The organism is Streptomyces sp. HUAS YS2, from assembly GCF_033343995.1.
GTDB classification, from domain to species: domain Bacteria; phylum Actinomycetota; class Actinomycetes; order Streptomycetales; family Streptomycetaceae; genus Streptomyces; species Streptomyces solicathayae.
The window spans coordinates 48,183-69,627 of sequence record NZ_CP137573.1 but is presented as its reverse complement, the minus strand read 5'-3'; the positions used below and the strand labels follow the sequence as shown (position 1 = coordinate 69,627).

Sequence of the window (21,445 nt, the reverse complement as noted above, 5' to 3'; positions counted from 1 at the left end):
GGCTTGGGGAAATCTGCCTGACACGGTGAGCCCAGCTGAGTCCGCGCGCATGTCGCAGCGGGCACGTGAACTCCGGCTCGAGGCGTCCCAATCCGTGGACGGACTGCATCGCGCGTACTCTTTAGTACTCCTGGAGGGCCCCGCCCACATCGCCGATCTTGCCCGGGCCATCAAGGATGCTGCTCTCCAGGTACGCCTGAGTGCTCATGGCTACTTTCCGATACGTCACGGCACCGAAACCGATAGCAGGCCGCATGAGGTTCTTATGCATGCGGCCTTGTCGACGGCGATTGACGCGTTCATGGTCGCAGCTCGTGATCATCTGAACGGCGACAGCGCTGGGCGGTGAGGGGGCACTCAGGTCCGGGCGACTCCTCCCGATCGTCCATCAAACGATCGGAACCTGCTCCTGTGGTTCGAGGACGAGTCGGACGAGGGGCGCCACGGGGGGAGCTGGCGGGCGACCTCGCCGGGCGGCTGGCGTCCTGCTAGGGCCTGTCCGGGCGTCGTCCACCACACACCCATCCCCGTAGCCCGGCGCCGGCCGCTGCCGGATGGCTGCCGCAGCGTGCCCCTGGCCCAAAGCGCTGGAACCAGGGGCGCCGTGGGCCTGCTGCCTCGGCGCGCAGGCCGACCGGCCCTCGGGTTTACGCCGGGTAGATCTTCAGAATGGGAGATCATCGAGTGTGGTGTGTCGTACCCCGCATGCGCTTCGCGCGCACTGGCCACCCGTGCTGCATCCGCGTCGTGAGAGAAGGCCGCCTCGCTCGCCGCCAGGCATCGCTCTACGGCACCGGTGCACTGCGCATAGGCCTCCTGGCGCTGCCCGCGCAGCCAGTGCTGATGTTCCACCGCCGCCTGATCACGTACCTGCTGACGTGCGGACTGTGCCGCTGTCCGTGCACCGCGGACGGCAGCGACACCTCCGACAGCCGCGCCGGCCAAGGCCCCTAACGCACCCGAGAAGCCTGCTACCAGAGCGGCTATTCCTTGATCCATATGCAGCAGGACGGCAGAGCCTGACTTCAAGTCCCCATGCCCGGTGAACGCGCAGGTCGCGAGACCCATACCCCTGCCTAGGAGGCCATTACAGACGCCGACTGGAAGGGGGAAGCCAGCTCAGGGCGCCGAGGTCGCGGATCTGCATTTCCCACCCAGGAGAGGATCAGGGGGCCCAGGGCAGTCGTACGGCCTCGATTGCTGTGTCGCTGAGGAGGGCCTCGACGAGCGGGGCGGGGCCCGCCACTTTGGTGGCCCAGAGGTCGTAGTCCGTGCACAGGACCCAGGACCGGTCCTGGGCCCAGAGATTGGACGGGGTCCAACCGTCCTCTTCGGGGTGGTCGTACAAGGCCTTGGCGTCCGCGAGCGCGCCGGCCCGGACGTGCAGGTTGACGAAGTCTTCGGCTCCGTGCAACAGCGGGCTGTAGTAGGCCAGGCAGCGGGTTCCCGCGCCCTGGGGGCTGTGCTTGGTGAGGATGTCGACCAGTCGGTTCCAGTCGGTTCGGTCCAGACTGCCCTCGGACGGCCCCGTGATGCCGACTGGCCAGCCGTCCGGCTCCCGGAGCGAGGGGAAGGAGCGGTAGCAGGGCAGTTGCCCTTCGGGCACGAGGGGATCACGGGTCCGCCGTGCGAGCTCCGCCCAGAGCAGCCGGCGCCAACGAGGTCCGGGGCGCTCGCCTACGGTGCCTGCGAACACTTCCGCCGGGTCGAGGCCCGGGATGATCTCCGGTCCGCCGCCATTGAGCACGGCTCGTTGGTACGCGACGTAGGACATGTCGGTGGGCCCGAGTTCGTGTTCATACATGGAATGGAGCACCCATGCAGCATCGGGCAGCGCTGGGGGCATGAAGCCAGTGAGCCCGTCGTCGCCGGCCAGCTCCCGCAGCCATTCGATCTCCCCAGCCGCGGTCAGCGGCCACCGGGCGGTTGCCAGAGCTGCGGATGTCTCGGTCATCCGTTCAGGATCTCACTCGCAGCCGGGAGCGAGCGCCGGGATCAGTTCCAGGTCGACTCGACCCACTTCCAGCACCGCCGACAGTGGTCGGCTACACCTCGGTGGCGTAGGCGATGGCCAGGACGGTCAGGGTGCCGGTGTGCCCTGACAAGGATGGCCACGGTGACGTGCTCGCGCGATAGTGCGGATGATGCCGTCGTCCATGCGATACGGCTTCGACGCCTCGTGCGGGAAGCCGACGGGAAACGAGTGGGGGCCCGGGCCGGGCGGGGTCCAGGCCCCCGGGTGACGCACCCCGTCGTGCGAGGCGTGCACGCGCCACGCGGACAACGTAGACACCTCACGTTGCTATGCCGTCAAGTTCAGGGGATGAGTCCTCCGTTCACGGCGCGGCCGTGAATGTCAGGTCAGACAGCCGATCCGCTCGCCGCTGTCGGGGTACTCCCAGCTCGAGCTGCACGATCAGGAGCTGGTCCGGGTCGTGCATCCGGCGAACTGCGAGCGGCCGGACCTGGTGGAGGCGGGTCGGGCCGGCCGCGACACGGGACGTCAGGGGTGGAGGGCTATGGCGTCCGTCGAAGTGGAAGGTGGCGACGACGGGGGCGTGGTCGGACTCGGGGTACCTGTCGTCGGTGGCGAAGGCGAGGGAGTCGTCGTGGAGGATTTCGTTGTGCCTTCGGAGGCGAGGTTCTCGAGGACCTAGGCCAGCGAAGGGTTCCCGGGGAACTCGGTACGGGCGGCCTCGCGCAGCCCGCGCTGCTCCGCCTCGTTGAAGGTCAGGTTCGCCATCGGTTCCTCCGGCGGTCGGGTGCTTCGTCGAGGCTAGCGCAGCTGGGCTGGCTGGGGACCTGGTTCGTCTCGGAGTCAGCTGGATGCTTGCCGGTCAGGCTGAGGAGGCACGACGTTGGTGCCTGCTCCGAGCGCGACCGCGGCAGCTACAGCAGGGTGCTCCGAGGTCGGCAGAGGTGAGCAGGCTACTACCTCGCTTTGGTACTGCCTCTGACTCATGAGCAAGGTCGCGGACGAGAAGAGGACGAGGAAGAAGCCGTACACCCCGATCCACGCGACTGCGTTCGCCGCCCACGGCGTTTTAGGCCCCTCGGCCAGAGCGAGCCACATGACCAGGTACATCTCGGCGAGGATTCCCGCGACGGTGTAGATGCCCCACATCATCTGAAGCACCGTGTATTCATGGAAATCGTGGCGGCCTTTGCGGGAGACGATGGAGAGGTCCCTCTGGTCAGGCGATTCGCTCGCCGCCAGCCGAGCCAGGATGCGGTCCGCGGCCGCCTCGATGAGCCCCTGGATCGTCTCCGCCTCCTGGCGTCGGCGTGCTTGCAGTGTGTTGATCTCCACACCGCCCAGCAGGAGTGTCACGGGGATCACCGTCACCATGGCAGCGGCGAACTCGGTGCTCATCTGCATGTATGTGGTCAGATCGCTCCCGGCCAATGGTCAACTCCTCAGTTTGGCGGGCACATTGGCCCTCGGCGACGTTGCCGCCCAGAAAATCACGCACCTCGAGCCGACCACCGCGCGGCCATGCTTGCGCCCCCGTCCAGAGCGCGGATCGGGGGCGCGAGGAGCGGGCCGACGAAAGCCACCACCCCAAAGGGTGAACCGCCTCGGGACACCGTAGCGGCCCGTGGCCTGTGGTCAGCCGTTTCGGCGGCCGCCAATCAACTCGGCCACCCACACCGGCAGCAGCTGCACCGGCGCGTCGACGGCGACCTCGTACCGCCAGCCGTCGACGACCGATCCGGGGCCGTCGACGTACCCGCCGAGCCGCCGGCCCGGGGCGCGAACGTCGACGCCAGGGCCGAGGCGGATGCGGTCGCAGGACGAGCTGGGTACTGTCCAGCCGGAGCGGGCCCGGTAGTAGATGTGGCGGCCGCCGGACGGCGTGGCGACCGTCAGCGTGTCCGGCCACGGCTCCCGGCACCGCGCGAGGTGCCAGGAGAACGTCTCGATGCCGTTGACGTCGTGCTTCACGTCGAGGTCGAGGACGATCAGGCGGGACCGTCGGCAGGCGACGCCGATGTTCGCCCCGGCCAGCGAGTCGAGTGAAAGCGTCCCGCCGAACCCTCGAGCCCCTGCGCAACGACTAATTCGCCTTCAAGGACCGGGGCCAGGTGGGGGCAATGAATACGTCTGCCCCGTCTTTGCGTCGGTGAGGGGAGTGGTTGGGGTGAACTCGTCCATCGAGGATGCTGGTTCTTCCGTACCGCTCGACTCGCCAGGGGTGGCTTGATCACCTTCATCCGGCGGGTCACTGGCCGTTGCGCTTTCGGTGGGGCCTTCAGGCTGGTCAGCGAGGAGGCACTCGGTCTCGGCAGTGCAGTGCCCCCCAAGTTCCTCCGAGGCGGTGCCAACCTGATAGAGGACCTGCTTGCCTGGACGCTGCAGCCGCAGGTCCACCTTCCACGTACTCCGCGCTCTGTCCAGGACGGCGTTCGCCACCACCCACTGTCGTGTACTGCCGGCCGTCATCTCGGGCCCCAGGAGACCGACCACAGCTGTTCCAGGCTCGAGGTTCTTGAACTTTCCCTCAAGATGGAACAACACGGCCGGTGAGGGGAGTCTGGGGTGGGGGCCCGACTGCACCCTCGTGATGTAGGCCTCGACCGGTTGCGGCTCGGGAGAAGTGGTTGTCGGGGCTGGGTCCGGCTGTGACCCGGTGTCGGGACCCCTCGTGATCAGGATGCCGATAAGCGATACCGCCGCAGCAACGAGCGCGGCCAGCAACGTCTGCCAGCTCTGAAGACGGCTGTCCCGGACCTGGCCAGGGGCCCATTGTCTTCCGGCTCGCCCGTACCTGGCGGCGACTCCTGTCCCATGCGCGCTCCCTCTTGAGGATGTCGCCACCATGCATGGATTCGTGATCAAGCAACCATGCGCCACGCCGCGCGTCGACGCTCCAGCGCGTTCAAGATCGGGTCACTCAGTCAGGCCGGGGCGCTGAAGCGGGGCGTGGACGATGCCTCGGGCGGAGAGGTCTCGGCAGGACCAGAGAAAGGTGGAGCGGCCCAGCTTCGCGCACGAGCTGATCGCGGCTGGCTCAGAATCCCGCGTACGCGATTGCGAGGACAGCCAGCCGTAGCCCGGCGCCGGCCGCTGCCGTACTGCTGATGTACCACGCCCTGGTCCAGAGCGCTGGAGCCAGGGGCGCGAAGGCGACGGGTTGTAGAAGTGATCACCAGAACGTGAGCCCGCCGAAGAGGGGACTGTACCGGCCTCTGGCCAACGGTTGGGCTGGGTCATTCGACCTCGACGTAGGCGACCAGGATGATCGTGCCGACCACGGTCGGGATGTAGACGACGCGGACCCGGTCGTCGCGGTACTCCCACTCGAGCTAGTGCTCGACGCGGGTGCCGATCCGGTGGTCGAGGGACAGGCGGACGATCGCGGCGTCGAGGACCTCGCGCTCGGCGTCGGCCATCGCGTCGATCTGCGGTTCGGCGACGTCGTGGAGGACGACGTGCGCCCGCCAGGGGCCGTGCTTGGGTGCCATCAGGCGGTGCCGGGCGTTCGGGCGGCGTCGGCGTCTCCGAGGCCGTACCGCGCCTGCACCTCGGCATACGGGGTGACCTTCGTCAGGTCGACGCCCTCGGCCGCGAGCTGCTGGAGGGCGTACGCGAGGAGACCGTCGCCGTCCGCGGCGCGCTCACGGGCGGAGTCGCGAAGCATCCGCGTCTCGTCCTCGTCGAAGGTCAGGTGCGCCATCGGGTCCTCCGCCGGTCGCGTACACCCCGAGGCTAGCGCAGCAGCCCGCCACGTGGGTCTGGTCAGGATGTCTCCAGAGCGACGAGGGCACCGATCAGTTTCCGTGCCGCCGCCTTGGTCAGCCTCTTGGACGCCGTGGTCATCCGCTCGCGGGGAGCTCGCGGCTTGATGTCGGTGCCCTTGATCACCTTGAAGAACTCGGCGTCAAACCGCTCCTTGCCTGCGGTCTCCGCGAGCTTCGCCAGGTACGCAAGCTGCTTGTCCGTGGCCCGCTCGGTCCTGGCCTTCGCGGCACGTTCCCGCCGCGGCCCGTAGATGCGTTCGTTCTCCGCCTTCCGCGCAGCTTCGGCCTCAGGGCTCCGGCAGGTGACATGAACGGTCTCGTGCCAGGTCTGAGTGCCTGGTTTGCCGGTGACGGCTTCCCACAGCGCGTTGGCCGTCAGGGCCTGCTCGTCGACACCCTCGGTCAGCCCGGGCCCGACCAGACCGTAGTAGCCGGTCTTGCCGCGCGGGATGACGGTGAATCCAGCGGGGATGGCATGGGCAGTCAGCCAGTCCTGCCCGCAGCCGCAGTGCGTCGCGTGGTAGCGGCTCCACTTGCTTTCCAGGGGCTCGTACACGAGCCGGTCGCCGTAGTACTGCGGATCCCTCGCGAATCCAGACATCGACCCCTCCCCCTGATGATCACCAGTCTGAAGTCCGAGTATCCCAGCGGCCACCGACACCCCGGGCGGAATCCAGTCATCAGAGAGGGTCGCAAAGCGGGGGCGGGGCCAGGCCGGGCGGGTCTGGCCCCGCAGGCGGTTTCTCCTGACAGGGGAGTGCACGCGCCACCCGGTCAACGCGACCGAAGCCGATTAGGTCACGTGCCTCGCCAGGGTCACGGCCGATGCTCCTCACACCGCCATCCTGCCGGGTACGGACGGACTGCCTTCCCGCATCGTCGGCAGCCGATCTCGCACTCTCCGGGCCGAGGCCCGCTGATGACCAGTTCGACGTGCCGCGGCGGTTCCTCGAACTGCGCTGCTTGGCTTTGTTGCAGGAGTCTCGGTCCTGGCTCAGGGTTCTGTGGACTGGCCACATCGAGTTACCGATCGGCACGTGGGGGCGGCCGCGGACGGGCTCGGCTCCGGAGAGCATGAGCCCAAACCGGGGCCCCAGCTCGGGTGAGGCTGACTCAGCCAGGGGCGACCTGATGACAGGTTCTCTCCTGACGCTCGATCAATCAGGGGCCATCCCCGCGCGCACGGGGATGGTCCCCGGGTGTCGATCACCTCCGGCGCGGCGCTGCGGCTCGGTCAGGCGCGCTGACGCGGTTGCCGCTCGTGCATTCGGGGTATGGCTCCGCCGCACTCATCCGAGGGGGGACCATGAGTGGCGACAGCGGCGGTGATCGCGCTGAGCACGAGCATGACGAGGACCGGCGGAAGCGTGTCGAATTGCTGTGGCGTATAGGCACAGTGGTGGCAGGGGTGGCCTTCGTCATCTTCCTGATCTCGATCTACGAGGATCCCGGCTCGGTATGCGGCACGGGCCAGGACAAGGGCCCCTGCTGAAACACGGGGAGGTCGGCAAGCTGAGGAGGTCGATGTTGTCGAGGACCGAGCCGTGCCGTCCTCAGAGGAACTTGCCGCTGGGGTGGGAGCGCTGACCGCCTCACATGCCGCGCCGGCCGTTCCCCGCATGTGCGGGGGATGGTCATGGGACGCAGGTGGACTGGAGCCGGCGGGGCGCAGAGCCTGTGCCCTGTCGCCCGCGGGGATAGTCCGGTGGCGGGATGTTCACTTGGAGCTCGTAACACGATCTTGTTGAGGCTTCCTGGCCGGGGTGACCAGTGTGACGATTCGGCAGTTCGATACGCTGGGGCCGTGATGATCAGGGGGACAGGATGAGCAGGGGTATGGTCGGACGGTGGTCCGTCGCTGTACTGGCCGCTTCTTCGGTACTCATCTCAGGGTGTGCGTACTCGGTCGACCCCGACGAGCTTCCCGGCGTGTACCGCAACGGCAAGACCGGCGGCGAGATCACCCTCGATTCCGACGGCACATTCACCGCCACTGATCTGTCGACAGACGTGCAGTCCGACCCCGCCGATTTCCACGGCCAATGGGAGTTCGTCGACAGCAGCGCCAGCGACTTCGTCTACCTGGACATCGATGAGCGTGGCATCGGTGAGGTCTCCGGTGTCCAGCTCTACGCGCGCGGCGGAGGGAAGGTAGCGTTCAGCACTCCGGATGGGTCGTGGTCCCTGGTGCTCACCAAGGTGTCCGCCCAGTAGATCAGTGTGCCCAGTCCGGCGTGTGGTGGCACCACACCCGGCGGCGGCCGATCCGGGAGCGGCAGCTCCGGATGGCGACCAATGCGTTGATGAATCTGCAAGGCTGCTTCAAGCTCCGAACTGCGTCGTGTGACCCTGAAACACGATCATGGTTGGGGTTTCTTGAGCCGGCGCCAGCAGATGAGGCTGCATGCCGACGCGATGAAGGTGTTGTGGAGTTCGAGGCGTCTTGGAGCAGGCGGGCCCGGCGGTCCGGAAGCGGGTCCAGGACAGCTTCGACCGGCAGGGCCTGATGACCCACCTCGGAGCCCGCCTCACCCACATCGGGCCGGGCCGCGTCCACATCGTGCTCCCGGCCCGGCCTGAGGTGACCCAGCAGCACGGCTACGTTCACGCCGGGGCCACCAGCGCGATCGCGGACAGCGCCGGCGGCTACGCGGCCCTGACCCTGTTCGACGAGGACTCCGAGGTCCGCACCGTCGAGTACAAGATCAACCTCCTCGCGCCCGCCGGTGGCGACCACCTGGAGGCGATCGGCACCGTCCTCAAGCCCGGACGCACCCTGACCGTCTGTCAGCTGGAGGTCTACGGCGTCCAGGGCGACGGGGCGCGCAAGCTGGTCGCCAACGGGCAGCAGACCCTGATCCGCGTGGTCAGGCCCGGCCAGTAACGGCGCAGCGCTGATCGTGCACGTGCCGCCGTCACCGACCTCACATCCTCTGGCACTCCGACCAGGACCACGCACCTGTATCGGCCGAGATGCTCCACCTGTCATGGCCGGGGGCCTGGCCGGGCTGGGGTCCGCGCTGAGCGAAGGACGGAGTGCGGACCTCAGTCGGGCAGGCCCCAGAAGGAGCCGTGCAGGCCGACTTCGGCGAAGTAGTAGGCCGCGGCGGCGGGGTCACGGCGGACATAGCCCGCGTCCAGGCGTCCGGTGTACCAATCACTGGCGAAGCGCCACAGCGTGGGCAGATCCATGACGTAGCCGCGGTCGTGCCCCGTCTTGTGCAGCCAGGTGTCGACGCATTCGGTGGAGCAGAACAGGCGCTGGTTGCCGCAGGTGTGTACGACGTCGTCCCAGGCCCGGCTCATGGGGGTGAGGAAGTGGGCCACCTGGTCGCCCTTCGGGGGCGCCTTGCGGCCGACGACCCAGGCGTGCGGGGTGTCGCAGGCCGGGCAGCGGGTGGCGACCAGCACGTCGGGCTCGTCCTTGAGCAGGTGAGGCAGGGCGAACGAGTCCCAGGCGCAGCCGCCCCACCACAGGGTGCGCGTCCCCATGACGGAGAAGCCGAGCGGTACGGAGGCGAAGGGGTGGGCCATCACGATCTGGTCTTCGTCCTGCGGGTCCAGGACCAGATCGTGGCGTGTGTGGAGGGTGCGCAGTTCCTGGCGTACCCGGTCGGGGGCGAGTGCGGTGAGCGCAGAGAGCTCCGGCACGCTCGGTGCGCTTCCGGTGCCGGCGAATCCGCGGTAGACGGCCAGGCGCACCCGCTCGGTCTCGTGGGGGCTCACCGGTGCTGTCGGGGCGTTCTCGGTCATGCGTGTGGTTCCTTCGCTGATGGAGGCGATGAGTCCAGCGTGCGCCGTGGGCAGGGGCTTGAACGCTCGTGCGGGACAATGGGGACATGACGTCTTCCGGGGAGCGCGCCGCCTACTGGCGGGTTTCCGGGCTCGCGCTGGAAGCCCTGGACGCCCGCTTCGAGCAGTACGCGTATCCGATGCACGCCCACGACACGTACTCGTTCGGCGTGACCGATCACGGTGCACAGTCTTTCGCGTGCAGGGGAGGGCGGTACGTCAGCGCGGCCGGGCTGGTCATGGCGTTCAATCCGGACGACCCTCACGACGGGCAGTCGGCCGTCGAGCACGGCTACCGCTACCGGATGCTGCACTTGGGCGAAGACCACCTCCGGGACGTACTCGCCGACGCCGCGCCCGGCACGGCCGGCTGCCGCTCTTTGCGACCCCGGTCGTGGACAACCCGGCCCTGTCCCGGGCCGTCGCCCGCCTCCACGCCGCGGTCACCGAGAACGCGCCCCGCCTGGTCGTCGAGGAACGCCTCACCGCCGCGGTCCTGCTTCTGACTACGGGCTTCTGCCCTTGAGCCGGTGCGAGCCGTTCACGATGGACCCAAAGGGGTCCGAAGATGAGGCCCCGCGCGGCTTCACCGCCGTCGAGGACCGTGCACGTCCAGGCGACAGGTTCCTGCACATCATCGAAGCAGGATGCAGTGGGGGTGGCGACGCGAAGCCTGCGGCGCCGGGGTCAACCAGAACGGGTGGTCCCCGTCTGGTAGTCCCGCCGCGGGTGACCAGCCAGTCCTTGAGCCCGTCAGGGTCACTCGAAAGAGGGTTCAGTCAGGGTGAGTTCGGGGGCGGTCACAAGTCGGGGTGGCCGAGCTGCTGGGCGGCAGCGTCGATGTCGAGCAGCTCCTGACGGATCTCGGCAGTCTCTTGATGGGCGTCGTGTGAGTTGCAGTGGGATGCGTCGGTTGTCTGCACTGGGTGCTTGAGGTGTCTTTGCTGGTGGTGGTGGGGGTTGGGTGGGGTCGTGGGGGTGTCGTTTTGTTGGTGAAGGTGTCTGTCGTTTTCCGGTGAAGGTTGGTTGTCGTCCGTGTGGGCCTGAGGCGTGGTGTCAGGCGTGGTCGCCCAACTTGCTACGGCCTTCCCGTCCGGCACGTACGAGGTCCAGCCGGGCGGGAACCTCTTTCCTTGGCTCGACGCCCCGAGTGGTTCAGCACCCTCATCGCCCGCTTCCTGGACGGGAACCCGCCGGCCTGAGGGTCCGGCAGCGCGGCCGGTGTGTCCGCCCGGCCCGGCACTGTCCGGCCGGAAGCCGACCGGATAGCGTGGTCCGCGATCATCATCAAGGCCGGTTCCGGCCTTCTCTCAGGGGGGTATGCCGTATGGCGTTCCGCAAGTTCCTCAGCGCGTTGGGTGTCAACGCACCTGAGGTCGAGACCGTGCTCGACGAGCACCAGGTCCAGCCCGGCCAGGAGCTGTCCGGCACGGTCACCGTCCGCGGCGGCGCCGTGGACGTGGAGATCGAGGGCTTCCAGGCCGAGTTGGTGGTCCGCTTCGAGAACCACGGGGCCGAGGCCCGCTACCTGCACGTGATGGAGGCCCGGGAGTTCGGTGCGCCCTTCACGCTGGCCGCCGGGGAAGTCCGTACCCACGCATTCACCTTCCGGCTGCCGCTGGGCATGCCGCTCACCCACTCCGACGGGGAGCGGCTCAGGGGCGCGTACAGCGCGGTCCGTACCGAGCTCGCGATCGACAATGCCGTGGACCGTGGGGACCTCGACGAGGTCGAGGTGCACGCCCTGCCCTCGCAGGCGGCCGTGCTGCGGGCCTACCAGGCGCTCGGCTTCCAGCACGTGGACACCGAGGTCAAGCCGGGCCGGGCCATGAACTCCCGACAGGAGGTGGACTGGTGGCAGGAGTTCGAGCTCGCCTTCCCCCCTGGCTACCGGCCTGCGATGCTGGAGATGATGATCGTCACCCTGCCCGAGTTCATCGACGTGTGCGCGGGGGGCTGGGCTCCCCGGCTCACCCTGACCCACGAGGAGGCCGCGGCCGACCAGGCGGCGCTCAACGCCCGGCTGGAGGCGCACATGAAGAAGCAGTACGGGGCGTGAGGTCGCCCCGGGGGCGGTACGCGAGGCAGGCGCCGCCCCCCACGGGATCACTCTGGGAGCCCGCCTCCGTCGCCACCGCCTTCGCCCACCGGTAGTCGGCCTTAACGCCGGGGGAGCGCTGGATCTCCGGGGGCGATCACCAACTGGCGGGGGATCTTGTACCCGCCAGCCGGATGCGGCAGTGCGTCTATCTCGTCGAGGGTCGGGTCCGCCGCGCCCGGGCGGACCTGTACCACGGTCGCCGAACTCCTCGACGTTCGCGCCGCCCTGGGTAAACCGGTCCCCGTGGCCGGCTACCGCCCGCTCGACCCGGGCCCGGCCTGGTCGGTCGTGGCCGCATGCATCCTGGCCGCCCCGATCACCCACCTCACCCTGCTGCGCGCCCACCTGCTCACCTCGCACCGCTTCAGCGCCCTTCTGGCTACGATGCGCCGGTTCGGTGTCAGTGAGGGTTGGCGGTGACGGCCCGTCAGGCTGGTGGGTTTGTGCTGGTCAGGTGGTTAGGGGCGGAGTCTGCTGCTGACGCGGAAGAGGCGTCCGGATGGTTGCCGCTGTCATGGGGTGGTGCACCGTCACGGTCGCCACTGTCATGGAAGCGGTGCTTCTCACCGAGGCCGTGCGCGCGGCGCTGCGGGGCCCGATCGGTGCCGGGGCGGCAGCAGACCGCCTGACGCAGGCCCTGGGGGTGCCGCTCCTGATCCTCCGGCCGCGGGTGACCGCGGCGGCCGTCGGCCACCTCGTCCGTGCCGGCCTGCTGTCTACCTCGGCGGCGACACGCAGTTCCCCGACGTCCACCTGGACCAGGTGGCCGCGCTCGCCCGCCGCCGGACCTGCTCGCCTTGCTCGACCGGCACGTCCCCCTGGGCCCGGACCAGGCCGCGCGCCGGCTCGGTGTCCGCCGAACGGACTTCGACCTGATCACCGGCCGGCTCGGGTTGTTGGCCCCGGTCGGCTCCGTGACCGTCGACTATGCGAGGAAGAGGACAACGCCGATCACCGACGGGTGCGAGCCCGCGTCGAGCACGCCTTCGCGCGCATGAAGCACTACAAGATCCTCCGCGCCTGCCGGCAACGCGACAACGGCGGGCCGGCCGGAGCGCGAGCATCGTCTCCTCTTCTGGTGACGGGACATGCCCGAATGATGCGTACGCTTTCACGTTCTCGTCGGCGTGCGACGCGAGCGACCCCAGCCAGATCAGCAACTCCGCGCGCAGCGAGCGCTGACGGATCTCGTTGGGCGGGTGCCCGTACGCACCGATGGCCGCGGTGCGCGGATCGGAGAGGATCGCGGCGATGTACTGCGCGGCGGGTACCGCGGCGGAGTAGATGGCCGATGGTTCCGGAATACTCCCAGGCGGGGCGCAGTTGGCACCGGAACACCCCTGACGACACCGGAGCAGACATGACCCTCGACGCCGCGAGCGGCACGGACCGCTCGTTCCTCTTCGTCCTCGGCAGCTCCCGCGCCGACGGAAACTCCGAGATCCTGGCCCGGGCGGCCGCCGCGCACCTGCCCTCCGACATCCCGCAGCGCTGGGTCGACCTGAACCGGCTGGACCTGCCGGACTTCCAGGACGGGCGGCACGAGGTGGCCGGTCGGCAGGCGGACGAGGTCGAGGAGTTGCTGCTGCGAGCCACGGTGCAGGCCACCGACATCGTCATCGTCTCGCCGCTGTACTGGTACAGCCTCTCCGCGCAGACCAAGCGCTATCTGGACTACTGGTCGGGCTGGCTGAACGTGCCGGGCTCGGACTTCAAGGAGCGTATGGCAGGCGGCACGCTGTGGGGCGTGACGGCCATGGCGGACGACGCCCACGTCGTCGCGGAAGGCCTGGTGACCGGCCTGAGCCACTCGGCGGCCTACCTGCGGATGCGGTTCGGCGGCGTCTTGACGGGAACGGCCTCCCGCCCGGGCCGGGTCCGGGCCGACGAGAGCGCGATGACCCGCGCCAGGACCTTCTTCGCGAGCGAGACGCCACTCGCCCGCTTCCCCTACGAGGAGGCGGCCGACGCCGTCGCGTGACGGCCCGGCCCCGTCCGCGGTCCCTCCTGCCCGCCGCCGGGCAGAGCAGCCCTCCGACGGAGGCGTGAGCCCGGCGCCTCGGGAAGGCTCCCCGCATGGATCAGGAACTGGCCCGGCAGTGGCTCGGCATCGCCCTCGCGGAGGCGCGGGCCGGGCGGGACGAGGGCGGGATCCCGATCGGGGCGGCCCTCTACGCCGCCGACGGAACGCTCCTCGGCCGCGGCCGCAACCGCCGGGTACAGGACGGCGACCCGTCCCTGCACGCGGAGACCGCCGCCTTCCGGGCCGCCGGCCGGCAGCGCTCGTACCGCGGCACCACGATGGTGACGACCCTCTCCCCCTGCTGGTACTGCTCCGGCCTGGTCCGCCAGTTCGGCATCTCCCGGGTCGTCGTCGGCGAGGCCCGCACCTTCCACGGCGGCCACGACTGGCTGGCCGAGCACGGGGTGCGGGTCGCCGTCCTCCCTCAGGATCTGCAGGCACGGCCCTCGCTGGCTCCCTCACGGGCCCGGACGTGCGGCTGCCTCTCCTCCTCGGCATCGCTGGAACAGCGGCGGCCGACAAGGGAACGGGGAGCAACAAAGGTTCTTCGTCTGCTGGTGGTACAGCCGATGAACCCGCGCTGACCAGCGAGATCGGCTCCGGCTCAGCGGAGGGTCAGATCCAGCCACGGCGTGCCGCGACGACACCGGCCTGGAAGCGGTTCACCGCGCCCAGAAGGTCGTGCAGGCGGCTCATGCGCCGGCGCATGGTGCGGACCGACCAGCCGAGCTGGCGGGCTATGGCCTCGTCCTTGAGGCCGCTGACCAGCAGGGTGAGCACCAGACGGTCCTCCTCGCCGAGCGGGTCCTGGGCGGGGGCGTCGAGCGGCAGAGCCTGTTTCCAGCACAGTTCCCAGTAGTCGGTGAGGGCGTCCAGCAGGCTGGAGGGGCGGATGACCGCAGCGCGCACCCCGTCGAGGTCCAGGGAGAGCGGCATCAGCGCCAGCCGGCGGTCCGCGATGGCCAGTTTGATCCGCAGGCCCGGCATCACCCGGGCCTGCTCGCCACGGTTCACGAGTCCTCGGATGTCCTCGAGCACCCCCGGCCACTCCAGCGCCTCGGGGGCGTAGACCGCGCGGTAGCGCACGCCGCGCCCCAGCGCGTTGCTCTCCACCGGGTTGGAGGTGGTCAGCGCGTACGGCGGCCGATCCAGTGTCATGACGTCCTCGCGCGCCTCCTGTTGGAGGCGGACGAACCACCGGCCGAGCGCCTCGCGGCCGGTGGCGATCTCCACCTCGTCCTCCCCGGCGGTGCCGGCCTGGGCCGCCGTGAAGAGGCGGGACAGCTCGCCCGCCGCCGAACGGACCCGGTCCAACTCCGCGGTCCTGGTTCGCACCAGTGACTCGACCGCGGCTCCCGGCTCGATCGCCGCGTACCGGCGTCGGACGCCCGCGAGCCGCCCGACCAGGCCGTGGTCGTGCAGTCGGTCCAGCGCCCTGGCGACGCGGAGAGGGGAACAGCCGAGGTCGGCGGCGAGCTCGGTCGGGGCCGCCGTACGCCGGGTCAGCACAGCCCGGTAGACGCTCTCGTCGAACGGATCGATGCCTGCCGCGGTGAGCTCGTTCGTCATGTGCGGATCCTGGCCCACTTGTGCCAAGTGCAGCAATGGGCCGCCAAGATCCGTTGTACGGAGCGTGACTTCGGCGCTAGGACTTCTGCCCATGGCCAAGAACCCACGAAGAAGCCGGCGCCTGGCGGCGGCCACGGTCACCACCGTCGCGCTGGCCGGGACGCTCACCGCGACACCCGGCACCGCGACCGCGAAGTCACCCGACCCGAACCAGCGGGTCATCGTCGAGCTGTCCGGAGACGCAGCCGTGGCAGCCGCCCCAGGCGGCTCGCTCATCTCCCTGACCGCCGGCACCGCCTCCGCCGTCGGCGACGCCCGACGGGCCCTGGCGGCACGGCAGGACGCCTTCGTCAGGACGGTGGGGAAGGCCGGACTGCACCCCGCCTCGCCTCGCAGACTCGGCCTGCTCGTCAACGCCGTGGCGATGACGGTGCCCGCCTCCGAGACGGCGCGGCTGGCCGCGTTGCCGGGCGTCGTCGCCGTCCGGCCCGACACCCGGATACAGGTGCGCACGGACGTCAGCGTTCCGCTGACCGGCGCGCCCGAGGTCTGGAAGCGCGAAGACCCGGCCGGTGTGAAGGCCACCGGCAAGGGCACCGTGGTGGCGGTCCTGGACAGTGGCGTGGACTACGACCACCCCGACCTGGGCGGCGGCTTCGGCAAGGGGCACAAGGTCGTCGGCGGCTTCGACTTCGCCAACGGCGACGACGACCCGATGGACGACAACGGTCACGGCACCCATGTCGCGGGCATCATCGCGGGCAAGGCGGTCAGGAAGGGAGGCGTCACCGGCATGGCGCCCGACGCGCGCCTGCTGGCCTACAAGGTCATCGGCGCCGACGGCAGCGGCTACACCTCCGACATCATCGCCGGCATCGAGGCGGCGGCCGACCCGGTCAACCCCCAGCGGGCCGACGTCATCAACATGAGCCTCGGCGGCCCCGGTGACGGCACCGACCCGCTGGGCCGCGCGGCGACCGCCGCCGTGCGGGCCGGAGTGGTCGTCGTCGCCGCGGCCGGCAACGACGGTCCCGGCAGCGGCACCGTCAACACTCCGGCGTCGGCCGACGGCGTCATCGCGGTCGGCGCCTCCACAAGCGGGCTGCGGATACCCAGCGCGTACCTGGCGGGCAAGGAGCCCGAGCTGATCCAGACGTACAGGGGCGTCCTGTCCGCGAACCCGCCCCGGGAACCGGTCACCGCGCCGCTCGTGGATGTCGGCGCGGGCACGGCCGAGGACTGGAAGCGGGTCGGTGACGTACGGGGCAAGGTCCTGAGAGCCGACATCCTCGTCGCGCCCAGTACGGATGTCCTGAGCCAGAGCGACATCGACTGGGCACGCGAAGCCGAAGAGCGCGGCGCGCTCGCGGTGCTCGGCGGCCTTCCGGCCGGGGGCGGACCCGTGCTCGCCGCCACCCCGGGAACGGTCGGCGCCACGACCACCCCCGCCCGCCCCGACCTCACCCGGACCGCAGCCTCCGGCGACTCGCTGCGCATGGACCGCCTGGTCGTCATGGGCATCGACACGACCCAGTACACCCAGCTGAGCCGCGAACTGGCCGCTGGGAAGGTGTCCGTCACCCTGCGCGGCACCGACTCCACCGACCAGATCGCCTCGTTCTCGGCGCGCGGACCCGGCATCGGCTTCGGCCTCAAGCCCGACCTGGTCGCACCCGGCGTGGAGATCCGCTCCACCATCCCCACCTCGATGTACGCACCCGGTGTCTACCGCATGTCGGGGACCTCGATGGCCAGCCCGCACGTCGCCGGAGCCGCCGCCCTGCTGCGCCAACTGCGCCCGGACCAGGACCCCGACGAGATCAGGTCCGCACTGGTCGGCACCGCGAAGCAACTCGCCGGCACCGGCCCCACCGCCCAGGGCAACGGACGGCTCGACGTGGCCGCCGCAGCGTCGGCCACCCTCAGCGCCTCCCCGACGACCGTGTCGTTCGGCCTCGCCGACCTGGCGGACAAGACCGTCGGCGGCACCGTGCAGGTACGCCTGGCCAACCCCGGCAGGACACCGCTGACCGTCACCCTCAGCAGTACCGGGCCCACCGCCGTGTCTCCGCCGCGGGTGACCGTCCCTGCCGAGGGGTCGTCAACCGTCGACGTCACCCTGCGTGCAGACCGCCCGCCCACCGACACGGAGATCAGCGGCCGGATCACGGCCACCCCCGTGAGAGGCCCGGCCCTCCGGGTGCCGTACCTGCTCGTCGTCCGGCACCTGGTCGTCCAGGCGTCCCCCGATCCGAGCGACGGCCGCTCCATCGTGCACATCGCCGCCCCGGCCGCCCTGAACGCGCCGCCGGAGATCAGGGTCACGCCGCCGCATGGCAAGGCCTTCACCCTGCCCACCACCATGAACGGCGCCGGCTACTACCAGGCCGACGTGACCGGGAAGGCGGCCGGTGCCTACCGGTTGGCCGTGCGGGCCACGACCACCGACGGCCGGCGGATCACCGGAACCGGCGCCTTCGAGGTCACCCCCGCCGACAGCCGCGGCAACCGCTGGGAGCCCATTGGCCCGAACAGCGAGGCCGGTCACGTCGCGCTCTCGCCCGCCCGGCCGAAGCAGGCCGTCGTAACCCAGTTCCGCAAGGCCGCCCCCTGGCTCACGACCGACGGAGGCGCCAACTGGCGCCAAGTGGGCAGGCTGCCGATCGCCGACGGCAACGGCACCGGAGCGGTCGTGGTCGACGCCCGCGGCCCCGATCGCTGGTGGTACGCCGTGAACACGGCCGCCGACCCCACCCGCCGGGGCACGATCCTGCGTACCGACGACAACGGCCGCACCTGGCGCAAGCTCGACGTGCCCGACGCGCACATCGACGAGTTCGTCGCGGACGAGCAGACCCGTACCCTCGCCGCGATCGTCGACGACACGCTGCTGGTCAGCACCGACGCGGGCGACAGCTGGGCGACGTACCCCACCGGCGTGACCGGTGACGTCCGCGACACGACCCTCGTCGGCGACACCCTGTACCTGGCGACCTTCGACAGCGTCTGGCGGATCGACGGCGTCGGCAAAGGCGACCCCGGTGCGGCGCACCTCGTTCTCGACGAGCCCGTGAGTACCGTGCGCGGCATGGCGGCCGACTCCACCGTGGTGGCGGCTTACGTCCCCGGTACGGGCGTCCGCGGCTCCTACGACAAGGGCCGCACCTGGTCCACCCTGCTGCCCCTGGCGGAGGGCGGCAACGGACTGTCCGCCTCCGGCGGCGACCTGTACCTGCGCGCGCTGTTCGGCGCCGGGCAGGTGAGCCACGACCACGGCAAGACCTGGAAGCCCGTGCCCGCCCCCTCGAAGGCCGCCATCGCGATGGACTACGACCGCTGGGCCGACGGCTCGGTGACCGTCTCCAGCGAACAGGACGGGCTGTACCGCGGCTCCGCCGACGGCACCGGATACCGGAGGATCGGTGTCCAGGGCCTGACCACCTTCGCCCTCGCGGCCAGCGGCGACCAGCTGCTCGCCGGAACGGTGAGCGGCACCTACCGCACCGCGGTCCCTGTCGCCGGCCCCGAGTGGGGCCAGTCCGGGGCGGAGGGTAGGACCGGTCGCCTCACCTCGCACATCGCCGTCTCGCCCGAGGACACCAAGGTGGTGTGGCAGGTCCGGCGCACCGCGACCGGCCTCTTCGAGGTCTCCCGCAGCGGTGACGCCGGCCGGACCTGGCAGGTGAAAGGCACGTCGTCGGAGATACCGACCGCGATCCTGGTCCACCCGGCCGACCCGGACCGGGTGGCGATCAGCTTCAAGAGCATTTTCGGCGACGGGCTGTTCGCGACGTCCGACGGCGGCAGGACGTGGAAGAACCTCTTCCACGAGAGGTCCTTCGATGCCATGGCCGGTGACCCGCGCGACCCGCGGCGCCTCTGGCTCGGCAACGCTTCGGGCCTCTACCGCTCGGACGACGGCGGCGTCACCAAGACCAAGGTCGCCGAGGGCCCCGTCTCCGCGATCGTGATGGATGGCCGACGCCTGGTCGTCGGCGGATCGTCCGTCCGGGTCAGCACCGATGGCGGCAGGACCTTCCGCACCGCCGACACCGGCCCGCTCGCGGTCCACGTCGCGGACCTGCTGCGGGTGAACGGAGCGCTCTACGCGGCCACCGCCGGCTCCAGGGAGTCCGGACTCGTCCAGGGCGGCCGGGGTGTACTGCGCAGCACCGACAACGGCCTCACCTGGGAGAACATCTCAAGCGGCCTGCAGAACACCGACACCACGAGGCTGGCCGCCGCCCCCGACGGCCACACGCTCTACGTCGGCACGGTCGACGGCGGGGTGCACCGCCTGAAGCTACGCCGCTGACCCACCGCGCGCTTGACGCGTGTGACCGCATGACCGGCGCGAGCGTCGACCAGGCCCGGAACTCCCGGGTCCGGTCGACGCTCGCGCGCGTGGCCGAGCGGGAGAATCTCCCGCAGGCCCCTCTTTCTGTCCTCCTGGAAGGAGCCCAGCTTCTTCGGCGAGTAGCTCACCAGCAGGTTCTTCGAGTGCTGGTGGTACGCGCCTCGCATGGCCTCTGACCAGTGGAAACGGCCACGATTCGACCCGGCTGCAGGCGGCTGGTCCGCGTATGGCCCGGATCTTGGTCGGCACGGAGTGGGTCCCTGACCGATGGCTCATGGCGGCGGCGAGCCGGCACACAAACGAGGGACGGGCCGACAGGTCTCCACGGAGCATGCCTCGATCCAACGGGCTACCGGGTCTAATCGCGGTGCATAGGGCTTCAGCCCGGTGGTGAAGCGATTCTGAGAACTGCTCTGACCCGCAGGCCGCAGTGGACGATTCTGTTGTTCGATGTACTGACGGACGATGGACAGCGGAGCTCCGCCGACCGATCCGGCGAAGTATGAGCCGGACCACAGACGCTGAGCCCCGCCAGTAGTGCCGGACCAGTTCCGGGTACTCCTGGCGGAGCCTGCGGGAACTGACGCCCTTGAGGCTGTTGACCAGCTTGGACAGTGCGTTCTCGCCGTTGAACTCGATCAGCTCCACCTCGAAGATCTCGCAGACGCTGCGCCTGATCTCTTCCATGCGCTTGAGGTGCACGTCGTCGAAGACCATGTGCCGGTACTTCGTCACGAAAACCAAGTCGGCGTGGAGCGCGAACGTAGTGCCTGCCTGTACTGATGTTCTGCATGCTGGCCGTGAACCAACTGCCGTACGGTGATCGGCGTGCAGCTTCGGTACTCCTTCCGTCTCTACCCGAACGGGCCTCAGCGCAGTGCGCTGGCCCGTGGGTTCGGGTGTGCGCGGGTGGTCTACAACGATGCTCTTCGGGCCCGTGAGACCGCCCGTGCCGGCGGTGAGGCATTCCCGAAGACCGGGGACCTGTCGAAGCTGCTGATCACCGAAGCGAAGAAGACCGAGGAACGCGCCTGGCTCGGCGAGGTCTCCGCCGTGGTCCTGCAACAGTCCCTGCGGGACCTGGACACCGCTTACCGGAACTTCTTCGACGGATTGAGGCAAGCGCCCACGCATGGGTGCGCCCCGGTTCAAGTCCCGCAGGGATAACCGGCAGGCCGGCCGCTTCACCGCCAACGCCCGATGGTCGATCACGTCCGGGGGTGATCTGCGCCTCCCGAAGATCGGGGACGTGCGGGTCAAGTGGTCCCGCGAACTGCCGTCCACCCCATCCACGGTGACTGTGCTTAAGGACGCGGCCGGTAGGTACTTTGCCTCGTTCGTGGTCGAGACCGACCCGAGACACTGCCCGCCACAGCGGCGTGGTCGGCATCGACCTGGGCCTGATCCACTTCGCGATCCTCTCCGACGGCACCAAGATCGCCGCCCCGGTTCCTGCGCCGGGCCGAGAAGAAGCTAAAGAAGGCGCAGCAGAACCAGAGCCGGAAGGCGAAGGGATCAGCGAACCGGGCGAAGGCCCGGATCAAGGTCGCACGCGCCCACGCACGGACCGCCGATGCGCGGCGCGAGTTCCACCACCAGCTCTCCATGAAGATCATCCGCGAGAACCAAGCGGTGGCAGTGGAAGACCTGGCGGTCAAGGGACTCGCCCGCACCCGCCTCGCGAAGTCCGTACACGACTCCGGATGGTCGGCATTCGTGACGATGCTGGAGTACAAGGCCGCCCTGTACGGGCGCACCTTCCACCGCATCGGCCGGTTCGAGCCCACGTCACAGGTCTGCTCGGCCTGTGGCGTCCAGGACGGCCTCTAGGCCGTTTCTTTCGGATCATCTGATCGTTGGC

18 protein-coding genes and 3 pseudogenes are annotated in these 21,445 nt (G+C 69.6%); 12 read left to right on the top strand and 9 right to left on the bottom strand.

What is annotated here, in order from left to right; translation table 11 throughout:
* The first annotated feature begins 747 nt into the window (after window positions 1-747).
* Window positions 748-954, top strand: a complete 207-nt coding sequence (locus tag R2D22_RS00305) for a hypothetical protein (RefSeq protein ID WP_318100005.1) — start codon at window positions 748-750, stop codon at window positions 952-954.
* 211 nt (window positions 955-1,165) lie between these two features.
* Here the strand turns inward: R2D22_RS00305 and R2D22_RS00300 are convergent, their stop codons facing one another.
* From R2D22_RS00300 to R2D22_RS00275, 6 genes are all read right to left on the bottom strand, one after another.
* The gene (locus R2D22_RS00300) at window positions 1,166-1,954 is read right to left on the bottom strand and encodes a hypothetical protein (RefSeq protein ID WP_318100003.1); all 789 of its coding nucleotides are present in this window, start codon (window positions 1,952-1,954) and stop codon (window positions 1,166-1,168) included.
* An 864-nt stretch (window positions 1,955-2,818) separates the two neighbouring features.
* Window positions 2,819-3,373 (bottom strand): hypothetical protein, encoded by a 555-nt coding sequence (locus tag R2D22_RS00295; RefSeq protein ID WP_318100001.1) that lies wholly within the window; start codon window positions 3,371-3,373, stop codon window positions 2,819-2,821.
* A 237-nt stretch (window positions 3,374-3,610) separates the two neighbouring features.
* Complete coding sequence (locus R2D22_RS00290) at window positions 3,611-3,994, bottom strand: bifunctional DNA primase/polymerase (protein ID WP_318109514.1); 384 nt, start codon at window positions 3,992-3,994, stop codon at window positions 3,611-3,613.
* A 1,313-nt stretch (window positions 3,995-5,307) separates the two neighbouring features.
* Entirely contained in the window at window positions 5,308-5,466 is a 159-nt protein-coding gene (locus R2D22_RS00285; RefSeq protein ID WP_318099998.1) for a hypothetical protein, read from the bottom strand.
* Window positions 5,466-5,678: a hypothetical protein gene (locus R2D22_RS00280; protein WP_318099996.1), complete on the bottom strand. Its 213-nt coding sequence runs from the start codon at window positions 5,676-5,678 to the stop codon at window positions 5,466-5,468. The genes R2D22_RS00285 and R2D22_RS00280 overlap by 1 nt, the downstream gene beginning before the upstream one ends.
* Window positions 5,679-5,740: 62 nt before the next feature.
* Window positions 5,741-6,343: a hypothetical protein gene (locus tag R2D22_RS00275; RefSeq protein WP_318099994.1), complete on the bottom strand. Its 603-nt coding sequence runs from the start codon at window positions 6,341-6,343 to the stop codon at window positions 5,741-5,743.
* 705 nt (window positions 6,344-7,048) lie between these two features.
* Between R2D22_RS00275 and R2D22_RS00270 the strand changes: the two genes are divergently transcribed.
* From R2D22_RS00270 to R2D22_RS00260, 3 genes are all read left to right on the top strand, one after another.
* Window positions 7,049-7,234: a hypothetical protein gene (locus tag R2D22_RS00270; RefSeq protein WP_318099992.1), complete on the top strand. Its 186-nt coding sequence runs from the start codon at window positions 7,049-7,051 to the stop codon at window positions 7,232-7,234.
* A 437-nt stretch (window positions 7,235-7,671) separates the two neighbouring features.
* The gene (locus R2D22_RS00265) at window positions 7,672-7,956 is read left to right on the top strand and encodes a hypothetical protein (protein WP_318099991.1); all 285 of its coding nucleotides are present in this window, start codon (window positions 7,672-7,674) and stop codon (window positions 7,954-7,956) included.
* 292 nt (window positions 7,957-8,248) lie between these two features.
* Window positions 8,249-8,626, top strand: a complete 378-nt coding sequence (locus R2D22_RS00260; protein WP_318109513.1) for a PaaI family thioesterase — start codon at window positions 8,249-8,251, stop codon at window positions 8,624-8,626.
* Between the two features lie 161 nt (window positions 8,627-8,787).
* Here R2D22_RS00260 and merB read toward each other — a convergent pair whose 3' ends face one another.
* On the bottom strand, window positions 8,788-9,495 hold the full coding sequence (gene merB / locus R2D22_RS00255) for an organomercurial lyase (RefSeq protein ID WP_318099989.1): 708 nt from the start codon (window positions 9,493-9,495) through the stop codon (window positions 8,788-8,790).
* Between the two features lie 86 nt (window positions 9,496-9,581).
* On the opposite strand from merB, the gene R2D22_RS00250 reads away from it, so the two are divergent.
* The 6 genes and pseudogenes from R2D22_RS00250 (at window position 9,582) to R2D22_RS00225 (ending at window position 14,242) form a co-directional block, all read left to right on the top strand.
* Window positions 9,582-10,040 (top strand): AraC family ligand binding domain-containing protein, encoded by a 459-nt coding sequence (locus tag R2D22_RS00250; RefSeq protein WP_318099988.1) that lies wholly within the window; start codon window positions 9,582-9,584, stop codon window positions 10,038-10,040.
* An 821-nt stretch (window positions 10,041-10,861) separates the two neighbouring features.
* On the top strand, window positions 10,862-11,593 hold the full coding sequence (locus R2D22_RS00245) for a sporulation protein (RefSeq protein ID WP_318099987.1): 732 nt from the start codon (window positions 10,862-10,864) through the stop codon (window positions 11,591-11,593).
* A 285-nt stretch (window positions 11,594-11,878) separates the two neighbouring features.
* Window positions 11,879-12,055, top strand: coding sequence for a hypothetical protein (locus tag R2D22_RS00240; RefSeq protein WP_318099985.1), 177 nt, complete (start codon window positions 11,879-11,881; stop codon window positions 12,053-12,055).
* Window positions 12,056-12,566: 511 nt separating this feature from the next.
* Window positions 12,567-12,677, top strand: a pseudogene (locus tag R2D22_RS00235) (IS5/IS1182 family transposase); the annotation flags it as partial.
* A 318-nt stretch (window positions 12,678-12,995) separates the two neighbouring features.
* Window positions 12,996-13,616 carry a flavodoxin family protein gene (locus tag R2D22_RS00230; protein ID WP_318109511.1) on the top strand — a complete coding sequence of 207 codons (621 nt, stop codon included), beginning with the start codon at window positions 12,996-12,998 and terminating at the stop codon, window positions 13,614-13,616.
* Window positions 13,617-13,711: 95 nt separating this feature from the next.
* Window positions 13,712-14,242, top strand: a complete 531-nt coding sequence (locus R2D22_RS00225; protein WP_318099983.1) for a nucleoside deaminase — start codon at window positions 13,712-13,714, stop codon at window positions 14,240-14,242.
* A gap of 31 nt (window positions 14,243-14,273) precedes the next feature.
* On the opposite strand, the gene R2D22_RS00220 is transcribed toward R2D22_RS00225, so the two are convergent.
* The gene (locus R2D22_RS00220; protein WP_318099982.1) at window positions 14,274-15,227 is read right to left on the bottom strand and encodes a helix-turn-helix domain-containing protein; all 954 of its coding nucleotides are present in this window, start codon (window positions 15,225-15,227) and stop codon (window positions 14,274-14,276) included.
* 91 nt (window positions 15,228-15,318) lie between these two features.
* Here R2D22_RS00220 and R2D22_RS00215 point away from each other — a divergent pair, with 91 nt between their 5' ends.
* Complete coding sequence (locus R2D22_RS00215) at window positions 15,319-19,542, top strand: S8 family serine peptidase (protein ID WP_318099980.1); 4,224 nt, start codon at window positions 15,319-15,321, stop codon at window positions 19,540-19,542.
* Between the two features lie 473 nt (window positions 19,543-20,015).
* Here the strand turns inward: R2D22_RS00215 and tnpA are convergent.
* Window positions 20,016-20,377, bottom strand: a pseudogene (tnpA, locus tag R2D22_RS00210) (IS200/IS605 family transposase); the annotation flags it as partial.
* A 35-nt stretch (window positions 20,378-20,412) separates the two neighbouring features.
* On the opposite strand from tnpA, the pseudogene R2D22_RS00205 reads away from it, so the two are divergent.
* Window positions 20,413-21,408, top strand: a pseudogene (locus R2D22_RS00205) (RNA-guided endonuclease InsQ/TnpB family protein); the annotation flags it as partial.
* Window positions 21,409-21,445 lie beyond the last annotated feature (37 nt).